The sequence below is a fragment of the Novipirellula herctigrandis genome (genome assembly GCA_007859835.1).
GTDB lineage: Bacteria > Planctomycetota > Planctomycetia > Pirellulales > Pirellulaceae > Novipirellula_A > Novipirellula_A herctigrandis.
Genome location: SJPJ01000001.1, coordinates 4,693,132 through 4,707,166, shown reverse-complemented (window position 1 = coordinate 4,707,166; position 14,035 = coordinate 4,693,132). Strand labels below are relative to the sequence as shown.

General features: G+C 52.6%; 8 protein-coding genes. 2 read left to right on the top strand and 6 right to left on the bottom strand.

The features are described from left to right. Nucleotides 1-301 precede the first annotated feature (301 nt). A complete protein-coding gene (locus tag CA13_RS35320) occupies nt 302-460 on the top strand; it encodes a hypothetical protein (RefSeq protein WP_419194493.1) in 159 nt (52 codons plus the stop codon). 26 nt (nt 461-486) lie between these two features. Here the strand turns inward: CA13_RS35320 and CA13_RS17275 are convergent, their stop codons facing one another. Both CA13_RS17275 and CA13_RS17270 read right to left on the bottom strand, forming a co-directional pair. Beyond that, complete coding sequence (locus CA13_RS17275; RefSeq protein WP_419194492.1) at nt 487-6,489, bottom strand: galactose-binding domain-containing protein; 6,003 nt, start codon at nt 6,487-6,489, stop codon at nt 487-489. A 163-nt stretch (nt 6,490-6,652) separates the two neighbouring features. Then, entirely contained in the window at nt 6,653-7,306 is a 654-nt protein-coding gene (locus tag CA13_RS17270; protein WP_146398676.1) for a hypothetical protein, read from the bottom strand. Between the two features lie 659 nt (nt 7,307-7,965). Here CA13_RS17270 and CA13_RS35315 point away from each other — a divergent pair. Then, nucleotides 7,966-8,382 (top strand): hypothetical protein, encoded by a 417-nt coding sequence (locus tag CA13_RS35315; RefSeq protein ID WP_419194491.1) that lies wholly within the window; start codon nt 7,966-7,968, stop codon nt 8,380-8,382. Nucleotides 8,383-8,397: 15 nt separating this feature from the next. Here the strand turns inward: CA13_RS35315 and CA13_RS17260 are convergent, their stop codons facing one another. The 4 genes from CA13_RS17260 to guaB all read right to left on the bottom strand — a co-directional run bounded on the left by CA13_RS17260 (nt 8,398) and on the right by guaB (nt 13,748). Beyond that, complete coding sequence (locus tag CA13_RS17260; RefSeq protein WP_146398674.1) at nt 8,398-9,192, bottom strand: hypothetical protein; 795 nt, start codon at nt 9,190-9,192, stop codon at nt 8,398-8,400. A 97-nt stretch (nt 9,193-9,289) separates the two neighbouring features. Next, nucleotides 9,290-10,435, bottom strand: coding sequence for a M20 family metallopeptidase (locus CA13_RS17255; protein WP_146398672.1), 1,146 nt, complete (start codon nt 10,433-10,435; stop codon nt 9,290-9,292). Between the two features lie 57 nt (nt 10,436-10,492). Next, nucleotides 10,493-12,259, bottom strand: coding sequence for a hypothetical protein (locus tag CA13_RS17250; protein ID WP_419194490.1), 1,767 nt, complete (start codon nt 12,257-12,259; stop codon nt 10,493-10,495). Nucleotides 12,260-12,266: 7 nt separating this feature from the next. Beyond that, nucleotides 12,267-13,748, bottom strand: coding sequence for an IMP dehydrogenase (gene guaB / locus CA13_RS17245; protein ID WP_146398670.1), 1,482 nt, complete (start codon nt 13,746-13,748; stop codon nt 12,267-12,269). Nucleotides 13,749-14,035: the final 287 nt, after the last annotated feature.

Sequence of the window (14,035 nt, the reverse complement as noted above, 5' to 3'; positions counted from 1 at the left end):
GAAATAGTGGAAAGTTAAAATGTAGCCATGACGGCAATCAAAATAGCGTTGGCACAGGACCAGCAAGGCGAGGAAAGAAGAGGGTAACTTGTTCTGTTGTCAGATAAGATCGTCGCTTTCTTTTTGCACAGGCAATTCAACCCACCACGGCGACTACTCAACGTCTTCACCAATGCCACTATTGTCGTGGGAGGCACGGTATTGGTCAATCCAATTTGTTGACAATGTGAGGAAAGAGGAAACCCTATGCCAGCCGTATTCGTTGCCTTTCGCCGTTTCACGTTGTTCAAGTGGTTATTTGATGACAGTTGGAACCCGAGTGCGGCAACTTGACGCATTGTTTCGCGTCCGCATGTCTCGAACAGTTAATGAATCCTACACCCGTTATCGCTGGAATTGGTGTTTTCATGACACGATTCTAGCGACCAACGGTAGCGGGCGAACGCACTCCGAGCGGTAGCTCGCTACGCTTGTGGTCGCACCGCACTACACCGAGTCGAGTCGTGAATCGAGCAATTGGATGTCATCTTCTTCGTCCTCGGACTGCAGATCCCGAAGGGCAAGATCAAACGCTTGCGGGGATTGGCTGACGGATGAGTTTGGATTGGTCTGCGAACGGTTCATTTCATTGATCACCATCAAAGCATCTAATGCCGTGACATGACCGTTGCCGTCAACGTCCAAATGACTCCACTTTTCTTGGGACGCTGTTTCTTCGCCTGACGTATTGTTGGTTGACCCGCTGAGATGATTGATCACCAGTAATGCGTCCATTGCCGATACGACACCGTCGGCATTGGTATCGGTTGCCTGCAACGCAGAGACGCCAACAATACTGCTGAAGTTGCTTGCACCGCTCGGAGTGATCAGTTTCAGTTCAGCCTCGGAGGTCGTTCGGCCTAGTCGAGCAAGCAGCACATCGGCGTTGGATACGATTTGATCACGATTGATATCGTAGGGACTGGTAGAGTCCACCGTGGTACCGCCAGCGGTTCGATTCAAACGAATCTTCAAAACATCCGCGTTGCTGACCGAGGTATCGTCCGTACTGTTACCGACTTCGCCAGGAGCATTGCCAAAGTAGAACACGTCGGGAGTTTCCAACGCTGTGTTCTCGTTGGCCTTGACCGTGACTTGCAACCACTTTCCTACAACGGCTTTATCGGGCAGCGTCAAGGTAATTCGGTCGCTGCTATTAGCCCCCTCACCGGTACGCCTCGAAAAACCAGGAACGATTTCCAGGTCCGTGAACGTGCTGGTGTCGCTATCGTTGCCCACACGCAATGTGAAATCATCCGCTGACAATCCACTCGCAGGCAGGTTGGCGATGTCAATTATGATCCCGTTTACGCCGCGACTGTAACTAGTGTAGTTTGCAAAGCTGGCATTTTGACCTGGTAATAACGCCTGTTTGTCTGATGCGATTGCACCTTCATCGGCGGTGTTCGCAGCGGAATCATTCCCGTCGAAATCGCTGTTGTTGTAAAACAACAATCGACTTTCTATCGTCGCGGGTTGCGTCAACGCAAACGACGCCTGAGCGGTACCGGACCAAACGTTGCCAATCAAAGTTCGCGCGGTGATCGTCATGTCCTCGGTAATTGCAACGGTACCTGGGAACATCTCTTCAACGGTTTGCTCAATGGTATCGATCGCCCAAGCACTACCAGCCACAATATTGTCTGAGCCAAACCGCCAGCGAAGTTGCACATCCGAACCAACTGCTGTCGCTGGGAGATTGACGACGGTATCAATGAATCCATTCGAGTTGCCGCTCCAAGCCTGACGTCCTGCAAGCGGATTGCCATAACTCGCATTGATCGTTTGGTTGTAACTACCTTCCACGAAGCTCCCGCCCGCTGCCAGGATGTCAACAAACGTTCCCGAGTCGATGGAAATCTCCAACACCCCACCGTCGTATGTGCTTTCGACATTGTAAGAATTGCGGAAGCTGATTTGCCTGCTATTCGCTTCGACCGCGAACGGGGCGGATGTCAAACGCACATCGGCCGTTTGACTGGTGTTGTTTACCGAAACACCGTTGAGTCCACCATCACTCGCAGACGAATTGGTCGTCCAATTGCTTGCGGAATTGGTTGTCGTTGCTGTCCATTGTGAGGGGATTGCCGGTGCCGTTACGCCATCAAAGTCTTGGAGATTCACAATCGTTGTGACTGTGCCTCCGGCCATCGCCGCATTGGGGTTGATGTTGCCGTCGGGCAACTTGGGGTCCGAACCATCGGTGGTGTAGTAGATGGTGCCTACGTCGTCAGGGTTGGTAAACGTGGCTTCGGTTCCCTCATCAACCACGCCACCGTTGGGGTCGATTGCAGGCGATCCGTTCGGGATCCGAGTCAAAACGATTCGGTTGACTACCCATAGGGGATTGACCGTGTCGGCATCGCCAAATTCCAAATTTAGCTGACCGTCAGTGACATCGACCTCCAAGGACATCGTTCCGTTTTGGCCGATTGGGCGATCAATGTTGGTTGCTAGGACAACACCTTCACCTTGCACATACATGTTGTCCAATGAAACGCTCGGATCACTCATGTTCAGGGTTACGCGATAACGTCCATTGGCGATTCGATGATTGAAAATCGCGGGTGTCGTTCCGCGAACGAAATCGCGATTATAGGCGTTACCCGACGAGCTGCCTCGATCGACAGCGTCCACGGTTCCTGTGAAAGAGATGTCTCCGGTGACATTGGGCGCAAGAAGTTGCGAGCCGGGGAAGATTGCTGCGGAGGTGCCAGGATCGTAATTGTATTGGAGTGCATTGGCGTCAATAACGGTGCCAGCTTTCCACACTTGGACTTCTACGAGCGACAAGAAGTTCGATCCCGTGAGTTGTACTCGTACGAATTGCCCGTCAGTCACTTCATCGAGTCGTGTGCCACCACTGGTAACACTACCGTCAATCAACAGCCCGCCACCGGGGCCAATGGAAGTCGTGGATAAGGCTGGGGCGCTGCTTGAATACGAGTAGTTCTTCCCCCAAACCTCGGTCCCACCAGACGTTGGATCGCCGTTCCAAACAGACACTCGGAAGGTGCCAAGTCGGTCCGCTGCATCTTGGCGATTGTACAGGACGATCTGATCGATCTCGGTTGTTTGCTCAAGGTCGACTTGCCACCACGGTTGCGACGAGTTTTGCGTGGTAGTGAATTCAGCTGCCGGGTCTACCGTGCCGTTGATCGCAGTGTCGGCGAATCCGTGTGTGTAGTAGTGGTTGCTCGATTGGGTTGCTGTTCCTGACAGCGCGACGTTGGCAATCGGATTGGCCTTGTCGCTGCTTACAACCCGTACATCCGCAAGCGACAATGTTCCGTTGCCGTCATTGTTATGCCCATTGAGTTGCACACGGACGACCCGTCCAAGTACCGTCGCCAAGTGTAACGTCGAGCCGTCAGCAATTTCCCCGCCGGTGATCCGTAATGATCCACCACGGTTCACACTGCCATTGCTTAAGTACGATTTTTCCCAGAGTTTGCTACCACCATTGTCGGGGTCTTCGTTCCAGATCGAAACGGTGAAGTTGCTGAGTTCGGTGTAGGAGGCATTGTCGCGATTGAACAGCTCAATCTCGCCGATGGAAAAATCTTTGGGGAACCGCACTTGCCACCAACTGTTATTGTCGGTTGCTAGCGTTTGCGACTGAGTCAACGGATCTTGGTCGGTTGCATTGGACGCCGACATGCTGACTTCAGTCGTCGATTGCGAGGCAATTCCGTCGGTATACGCTAGATTGATGCCCGTACGAAGTTCGCCCTCGATTAAAAAAAGTCGGTCGAGATAAGCGTTGATGCGACCGTTATTTGAAAAAGTAATGGTCGCGCTAGTCGCACTCGGCCCGGTCTTGAAGGCAAACGTCTCGTAACCGAGTTGCCAGTCGGTCCATCCGATCGGCGAGCTCACTGTCGGTGTGCCACTGGACTGGGCGGTCGCGGTAAGCTTATCACTTGCAGGAGGCGTCTCCTTGAGCAGCCTTACGGGGCCGACCGCCAGATTGACGGAGTTGCTCCCGCTTGCAGAAATATAAATCGAGTGGCTTCCCGAAATGGTAGGCAAGTCGCCTCGATTTCGAAACCAATTTTGGCCCGGGTCGTCTTTCGGATCGACGAACTCACCCAATAATTGTCCCGTTGGGCTGTCGAGGCGAATTTGGATTTCTACATCTGCAATCGAGTCGTTCAATGCCGCTCGGGTATAAAGCACCTCGATCAGATCAAATTGACCAGCATCCCCGAAATCGATGTTGTCGTAGCGGACCCACTCGCCGCTGGACAGTCCGGTTGCAAATCGTTCGTCGCGGTAGATTCCCGTCGATACCGAACCGGAGGAAGCGTCAAATTGACTGCCTACCGTGACTTGGTTGATGATTCTGGCACCAGCCCCAACGGTATAGGTGGTGTTCGGTGTTAGGCCCGTAAATTCGCGGCTCATTGCCTCACCAGGCGTAAATTCGACGCTCTGGGTGCGGATGAATCCAGTCAGAGAATTGCCTTCCCTACTGAGGTTCCACGAGTTGCGATCAGCGGAATTGGGCGAACCGGAAACGATCGTCCAGTCGGCGATGCCCTGATTGAATTGACTGTTTGTGTAAATATTCGTGCCGGGGAGGGCTTCCCATGCATAGATGGGTGTGGGCTTGTTAACGAAGTCATGCCCGACGGCCCACATGCTCTCACCGAACTCAAGAGCCCCAGCATCAGGCGCGGCCCCGGAGTAACCATCGTTGACACCGGGCAGCACGACACCGATATCGATTGCATCGGACCCTGCGGCTAGGCGAAAGTCCTTACCATTAAAGTTAACAAAGTCGGACGAGGAATAGTTGTGATTGCCTCGCATATCAACGCCAAGAGCCTCCATGTCACTTAGCGATATCTGCAGGTTGTTGTTGTACCGAGTTTGGATGATGGCATCAGGGTCGGGGGAATCCGAGCGAAGACCGTCCGGAGGTGAGGTGTTGATGATGGTGTTGTGGTAGACCTGGCGGAAATCCGAGCCATTCGCGGTAAAACTGCGGCTGCCGTTTTGGAAGTCGTAGATGATGTTGTGGTGAATTACCGCATTGTTATTATTCCCGTAGAAGGCCTCCATAATCCCGCGAGAGTCCGTGTTGCGAAACACGTTGTGGTGGAAGATCGAGAAACTGTTATTTCCATTTCCACCGTCGCTGTCGAAAACGCCCGTGTCGTAGGACAATCGTCCGCCGTCTTCAAAAACGTTGTAAGCGATCTCGCTGCGCGATGGGTAGCCGTCGAAAACACTCCTCGCGAATTTGCTCACGGTATTGTGGCTAAATAGATGCTCCGCGCCGCTCATCACGATTGTACGCGCCGTTCCGTTGTAGCCGATATCGTGAATGTAGTTGTTGATCAGTGAGTTGCGTTCGCCATTGATGGTAATGCCGCTGATCCAGGTGTGCGAGACTTCGTTGTCGCGGAAAATGTTATCGTCGCCCGTGATATAGAACCTGCCGACATTGGCCCGGTCATAGGCGTAGAACGTGTTGCCCTGGTAAATGTTGGAATCGGTGTTGGAATCGGTGTCGATACTGACGCCGCGAAAGGTGATCCCTTCGATGTGAATGTGGTCGCGGCTGTCGGCGTCAAACCCGTAGCCACGCAGTTTGAATTCGATATCAAGCGAGTTGGGATCCTGGCCTGATGCGGCTTGGTAGTACAACGTGTCGCCATCCTTAAACCACTCGCCTTCTTGGTCGACCGTCTTGAGCGTGTCGTAGATGAAAAAACCTTGAACTTGTTTCTGCGAAATCGTGCCAACGTCCGCGTACGATATCTTTCCCGAAGAGGATGCGTAGTCGGTGATCAACTCATCTTCGATGATCCAGTCCTTGGTATGGAAGCGGACTCTCGCTCCATTCCAGTAGTCGTCTCCCCAGCCTTTTGCATCGTTGGAGGTGAAGCTGGTAGGCGTCACAGCTCCTTGGGGGATCTGCCCCCACTCGTTAATGTCAAGCAGGTCACCCTCGTTGCTGGTGCGAGACGCAAAGGAAGAGTACTCGCGTCCTTCCTGTTGCATCACACCGCCAACAAACAGAGTGTTGCCATCCGCGTTACCGCCAGCATCCCAATTGACATTGGCTTGCCAAATATCGCCACTGTACTGGGTCCATCCAGTCACTAGCTCGCCACCTGATATGACGACATCTTCGTTGTTGTACGGTTTGAAGACGATTGGGGCCGCACTGCTACCGGACCGAGGTAGCGTGACGGTTTCACGATAAGTACCACCTCGAATTTGAACCGTGTCGCCCGGTTGGGCTTGATTGGCGGCTCGCTGAATGGTGCCAAATGAGGCGCCCAAACTCAGTCCGTTGTTCGTGTCGCTTCCGCCGGTGTTGTCAACAAAATAGACAGCCAATAGCCGACGTTCTTCCAGGGGTTCGACTAGCAAGCGACGCCGATGTCGCGAGTTGAAAGAGCGTCGTGATTCAGCACCGCTACGTCGAATTTTCACCTTGAACATTCCCTTGCTAGATGCGGAGACACCTCGTGAAGATAAACCGCCTAAAACATCGAGAGGCAATTCCGTTTTTTGGCGAACACAGCAACTCTAATTGGATGATCTAAGCTCAAAGTTCCCGCGAAACTTTAATCATGCTCGATTCAATTAAACGCTCTCAGCGGTTGTGCGATAGGCTTCGACGCCTTCGTCGCAACAACATCGCGGGAACGGCAACGACTGTGAAGAAGGCTGCCGATCCTGGTTCAGGAACGGAGCTGATAGAGAACGATCCAATGGGTGCGGAGGATGGGACCGCCGCGGCGGATTGATCAATGAAGGCAGCCCGGGTTGCGACGAGTTGATAGTCGCCATCTGCTAGCCCGTTTGTATCTACAAAAAACTTGATCAGCGATCCATTGGCTGCGACCGAATCAATAGTAGACAGCAAGATTGCTACATCTGCTACGCCTCCTTGCTTATCTCCAACGCGATCAAAATCAGCAGGCTGACCATCGAAAACAAAACCTGGACCATTTCGTTCTGCGCCGCCAGTAATGGGGCCGCTGCCAAGGCCACCAATTCCGCCGCCTTGAATATTGAAAAAATTTGTCGCAAGCACGGTATTGGAGGAATCACGTGCCTCTACGGTCAAGTCAACGCCTGCGAACAAGTCGCCGCCGGAGAGGCTGAAGATCATTTCTTGGTTGTCTTGATTGGCAACCAAGTCACGATTTCCCAAGTTCAAGACGATGCCTTGGGCGGTTGCGCTGGCTTGAGCGAGGAACAGGACAAGTAACGAAACGGAGAAATAATGAAGGAAGCGAGTCACGGAATGCCTTTTTCAAGTTAAGCGGATTAACGCGAACACAACGACTCGATTGTAGTTGCGGCGAGCATTAATTTTCTAGGCTTCGGTGCAAATTTCTTAGATTTTTTGTCTCCTTTGGGCGCTGTTATCTCTAGCTAAAAGCACACGACAATCCCATTCACGCTATCCCAGTACCCCTGGGGGACGGGTATATCTGACGACAGAACGAGAATCGAGCCACTAGACCTTGGATAGACTTACGTCATCCCGAACCATCTTTTGTCGGTCGAGTTGCCGTTTCGTCTTTTCATGAATGGCACGGAATTCATGTCCTTACTCCGTAAGTATGTGGCAACACGTGATGAGATGCCAATCGCATAAAGATACATTGCGGCATCAATTTGACGACACGCATGTGTCCCTGCTTCGATGTGACTCAGCAAGCAATCCCAATCGAACTAGATCCGACTGTTTGTGTCCGTAAGTCTTTAATGGTTAATGCTTTACCGTGTTGTCTTGGCGTGTTTATGGCGGGATGTCGAGTCGCATCGTTGGCGGAAATGTTTCATGGTTCTGTTTCACGGCCCGTCGTTAGCACCTTAGGGGAGTGAAGCACTTGCCTCAGCGGTTTGTTAGGTAATGTGCCATTTTCCTTTCATAAGAACACCAAAGGTTTTTACATGATGACAACTATCGCTAAATGGATGACGGCTCCGATCTTGGTCGCAAGCATGGCATTGGTTTCGGATGCTCCGAGTGCCGAAGCAGGTAATCGCATTTTCGGACGCAGCGGCATACAGATTTCTTTCGGCGGCTACGGCTCAAGCTTCGGTTCCACGTACGGGTCAAACTACGGTTATCGAAGTGGATACCCTTCTTCGCACTATTTTGGGCCTGGGATTCAACGAAGCTACCACAGTTACCGATCGAGTTATCGACCTAGTTACCGATCGAATTACGGCCACAGTTATCGATCCGGTGGATATCATGATACGAGCCACTACGATTGGCATCCGACGGAAGTCCGCCGCCATGGCAACCATTATCACGTTCAGCCTGGCCACTATGATTGGCACCAGAGCGGCCATCATCACTAGGCGACCGAGAGACGACTAGGCTTTCTGTATCAAGATTCCTGGGATGTCTTCCGCTTGCTCTTTCAATTCTCCGTCGTCCATCACTTGGGCGACTTTCTTGAATCGGATTGCCTGAGTCTTTTCACAACCGGTGCATTGCAGCACTTCGGCATCGAGTCGCGGGTATTCGGATTTGTCGACTTCTTCCAGGCCGAGTAGTTGCAAGTGGTCGAGTTCCGAAGGGTCCTTTGCAGCCAATTCCGGTGTCAATTTCAAGTGCATTGTCTCGAACGGATTGCACCACGTGCTACAGTCTTCGCAAAACGCTTCACGGGAAATACTCGACGACGTGAATAGTGCGATGCCGCCAACAATCACGGCTGCTTCAATCGCAACGAGTGCCCATTGTGCGATCCCGCTTGGCCCCCACCAACCATTTGCGTTAATTTCTTTTGCCACCTCCAAAATCCCCAGCGGACTCAAGGCGACAGCGATTGCAGAGACATCTTCACCGAAGAGCGCTTTGATGAAGAACACCCAGGAAAAATAGAGTCCAACGAGTCCACCGAGGGTTCCAAGAGCCAACAGAACACTGGGACTTCGACATTTCGACATTTTGGCAATCATGGCCAGCGCTATCCCAGCTGCGAATACATATCCACCGAGAAAGAGCACGTTGACGTAGCCGACGACTGGGCAATAAACGACGATATATGCATAGATCGCTGACAGCAGAATGACTACCGGAATCCCAATCAACAAGATCGCTGGAACGGAAAGCCCCAATCGGCCGGAGTGTTTGTAGAACATGTTGCTGCTTGAATTGGACATTTTGTAAATCACTTCGTTAGGTGAAAAAAGAGACAACTCACCAGCTCGATTATAGCGAATGGCCCGGCATCAATGGGCAAGATCGGCTACGCAACATTCACCGCTGGACGGCCCATGTTTCAATGGCGCGGCGATACAGATCGACACCACGATTGAGTTGGTCAATCGAAATCCATTCGTCGGTCGTATGGGCTTGGGCGATATCGCCGGGACCACAAACGAGCCGTTGCCGAAGTTCTGTAAATTGGCCCCCATCGGTAGAATAGCATTCCGTTTTCGGTTCGCATTTTGCCAATTCGCACATCGTTCGAACACAAGACGCGTGGGCGTCAACCCAGACTGGATCACCGCCATCGTAGCGTTTGAATTCTAACCCAAGCGATTCGGCATAGTCTTTCGCTTCGGCGATCAAATCTTCACCATCAATTTCGGGCATCGTCCGCAAGCTGACCCACGCTTCGCTCAGTGGTGCGGTGACATTGATCGCCGTACCGTGATCCGTAAAACCAAAATTCCATGACAACGTTGGCGGGTCAAAACGATCATCGTGGTAGCGATTATCATTGACCGTTCGCCAGTATAATTCGGCAATTTTTTCAAGCATTGGTACCATTGCGACGTTCGCATTGACGCCATCCGAACGACTGCTGTGCGCGGCGCGACCGTGGCTGCGGATGCCAAAGCCAACGATTCCTTTATGAGCATGAATCACGCTCAGTTTGGTTGGTTCACCGATAATCGCCAGCGGCTGTGCAGCGACAAGATCTCGATAACCCGTCGAGGAACTCAGCAAATGTTTTGCACCATCGAAACCGATCTCTTCGTCCGCGGTGGCAATGATCCACACCGGAGCCATTTGTTTTTCGATGGGGACCTGTTCGATAGCCAAAAGGAACGCCGCAAGCGATCCCTTCATGTCACATGAACCACGACCGTAGACGCGGTCTCCTTCTGTGGTCGCCACAAATGGATCGCCCCCAGGTCCTGTCCATTGGTTGGCTGGAACAACATCCGTGTGACAGAAATAGGCGATACCACCGGTTGATTGTCCCCCCGGTGGCATGCGTTTGGCTAACACATTCGCTTTTTCTGTACCGGACTTGTCGATATAGCGGACGGTTTCCACATCGAAACCGAGCAATCCAACCTGTTCTTTTACGTAATCCGAGATCGAAACGTTGCTGGTCGAACTGACCGATGGAAAGGCGATCAGTCGTTTTAATTGTTCGATGAGAGAAGTCATAAATTGTCGCTGTTAGCTTTTAACTAATCGCTATCCAGCGAAACGCTGATAGCACATTTATGGAATTAACCAAAACGCCCCAGTCATTACGGCTGCTTGCGTTAAACCGCCTCGGACACTGATTGGTACTGGCGGCTTGATCCAAGGTGCGCAGTTCCCCGGACGGTAGTACCCCAAAGCATATTGGCATTCGTGTGGCGTATGGACACCCATCTTATAGGGTAGCACGGCAATGTTGGCAAAGAAGTGAGCTGAGGAAACGACAGGTTCCCAGAGCGGTCCGCGAGTATGCCCGTAGCGTTCAAGATTCACATCTTCAAAGTACAGCGGTTTGTGGCACAAATTGGATGCTTTCCAAGTCATCGTTGTGCTTTGCCACGAACGAGGTACGTAGGCAACTTGCTCGATCAGGCACTCTTTTGGCAACCCCCAATTTTGGGAAATGTAAGCCAAGTCCGGTTCGCTGAGACGATTGATTGAAACTTCTTCGGTCGTCCCGTAACTGGTTTGAATCAAGGCCTTTTCGTAAGCCAAATCAACAAGTCGGCCTGACGCCAACGGGCGACCATCGATCGAACGCCATTGGCGGTCGGTTTGATTCTGGTCAAATTTTGTTTTCAGTTTTTGGTATTCCGATTCGCTGATCACGTCAGGCCGGAATGGAGGACTGATGTCGAGCGAGACTTTGTCGATTGTTTGCCCCGCAATGCGGCTCCGGAAGTCTTCGCAAGTCAAACCCATATCTTTTTTGAGTTCATCTTGGCTGGATTCTTCATCCCCCCAGTCGTCTTCCTTGTTGTCTTCGAAACGGTTTCGGTTGGAATCCATTTTTCGATCGCGGCCAAACGGGCTTTCGAACGGGCCCGAACGATCCGAAGGTGATTCGATTGGTTCGCCGCGCAAATCAGGCAGCGATTCGAGATCATCATCGCGGTCTTGTTTTGGCGATGGTGGTTGCTCTCGAAGCATTTCCCCAAGCGATGGTCCACTGTCGTTTGGGGCATTCGATTTGGGGTCCGGAAGTTTTGGAGGAGCCAACTCGTTTCCTGCGCCGCCACGAAGTTGGTTCATCGAACGCGATTCACTCGGACGAACAGGATCGGCCGGAATTTTGAGCTCACCACCGGATTGACTGCTGCTTTCTTTGGGCTGGGGTGTTTGAGTCTTAGGCGATGCACTGCCGAAAGGGTTTTCAAAGAAATCGGGTTCGCCCGTTTGAGTATCGCGCAGACCATTGCCGTGGTCGGTTGGGAGATTCTCCTGCGGCAATTCAAATCCACCACCTTGTTGGGGAGTGTTCCATGCTGCCTGTGAAACCGTTGTTTGCGAAGCGGCAATGGGCTGAACCAATGGATCCGGTGCAGCGACCTGTATCGCGTTGGATAGCGAACTAGCGGTAGCAACAATCGCTGGTTGTGCTGATTGAGGACGAGGCAGATCCTCGGCAAACGGGTCTTGATTGGCCAACTCGCGGTCGGCTGGATCGCGATGCAGCGGTGTTATACTATCGCTCCGTCGCCACTTCAAATTCCATCCATCGTGCTGGGGATTGTGTACGGGTGCTGCGGCAGACGTTGGGTCTTCAAAACCCATTTTGGGCACGGGGCGAAGAGTGCCGGGTTGTTGACTCCACAATGGGTTCGAATGGAATGCCGTGGACAAGCCGGTGCTTGCAATAAGAATTGCTAAGCTAACACGTCGCACCATCTTGATTTGGCCGTATCGAGAACGTGTAACCGACGGCGTTGAGATTTCTGCCGACGGCAACATGTGTGAATCCGAAGTCTCTGCGCCTACGGCAACCGTCGCTGTGACTTCGGTCACGGGGTCGCTACAGCGTCTCGCCCGCTTGAACGTCGGGACTATAATTTGGCGCTTCTTGGGTGATCGCAATGTCATGCGGGTGGTTCTCCCTAACCGTAGCGGCCGAGACACGAGTGAACCTCGCATCACGACGTAATTCGTCAATCGTCCGTGTTCCGACATATCCCATCCCCGCTCGCAAACCGCCGACCAATTGGTAAACGTAATCGCTAAGGGGACCTTTGAACGGTACTCGACCTTCGACACCTTCGGGAACAAGTTTGTCCGTGGGTGTCCCTTTTTGCCGATACCGATCGCTACTTCCTTTGCCCATCGCGCCGATCGATCCCATCCCTCGGTACGACTTGAACGTTCGCCCTTGGTACAAAATCTTCTTACCGGGGCTTTCGGTTAGACCAGCAAACAAACTGCCGATCATCACGGTACTAGCCCCGGCCGCAATGGCCTTTGTCACATCACCGCTGAAGCGAATACCGCCGTCTGCGATGATGGGAATGTTTCGTTCTTCCGCGACCTTGACTGCTTCAAGGATCGCTGTGATCTGAGGAACGCCGACGCCACTAATCACACGCGTGGTGCAAATCGAGCCAGGTCCGATGCCGACTTTTACCGCATCTGCACCTGCTTCGATCAAATCACGCGTCGCTTCGCCCGTGGCAACATTCCCTGCCACGACATCAATGTCCCAATCACGTTGTTGTTTGATTTCTCGGACGGTCTCAATCACGTTTTTGCTGTGCCCGTGAGCTGAATCGACCACCAACAAATCGACGCCTTGTCGTATCAAGCTTTCCGCTCGATCAAAATCGCCGACTCCGATGGCCGCTCCGACCCGCAATCGCCCCTGTGGGTCTTTGCAAGCACGCGGGAATCGTTTCATCATGTCGATGTCACGAATCGTTATTAACCCCGTCAGTCTTCTATCTTCGTCAATCAGGAGAAGTTTCTCGATCCTTTTTGCCGTTAAAATCCTCTCAGCTTCCTCAAGCGTCACATTCCCTACTGCCGTCACTAAGTTCTCACGGGTCATGACTTCGCTAACGGGGAGGTCTGGGTCCTCTAGGAAGCGAAGGTCTCGGCGGGTCAAAATGCCAGCAAGTGTACGGTCGGCCAGTACGATTGGGATGCCTGAAACATTGGCCTGGTCCATCAATTCGGCTGCCCGGCCCACTTTTTCCTCCGGCGGCAGCGTTACTGGATCGACGATAATGCCGTTGGCCGACCGTTTGACCTTCAGCACTTGCTGGGTCTGACTACGAGGTGAAAGATTTTTGTGGACAATCCCAATTCCTCCTTCTTTGGCCAGTGCGATCGCCATTTCGGATTCGGTGACGGTATCCATCGGCGAGGAAAGCAGGGGGATTTGGAGCGTGATGCGGTTGGTCAGCTGGCTAGTGACGTCGACTTCGCTAGGGACCACCTCGCTATATCGGGGCATCAGCAGCACATCGTCGAAGGTCACCCCCATGATCCCAAGTTTCTCATCCATCTTTTTGCCTCACCGCAGACGCGTGTCATTCGTTGTTGAAAAGCCCGTAATTATGCCCGAGACAACGGGATTCGAGTAGGGACCGTCTTGGGAACTTCTGTTTTTGGCAGACTCAAAACGGCCCAAATCGAAATTCTCGTATTTCCGTCGCCCCGCCAGAAGCTCGCTGCTTCGTGACCTCCTTGGGCGGGCCGGTCTGGTGGCCGTTTCACCGTTCATGGCCGTTTCACCGTTCATGGCATTCGAATCATGGTATTCGAACGAGACCAGCGGCGTTTGCAGGGCGT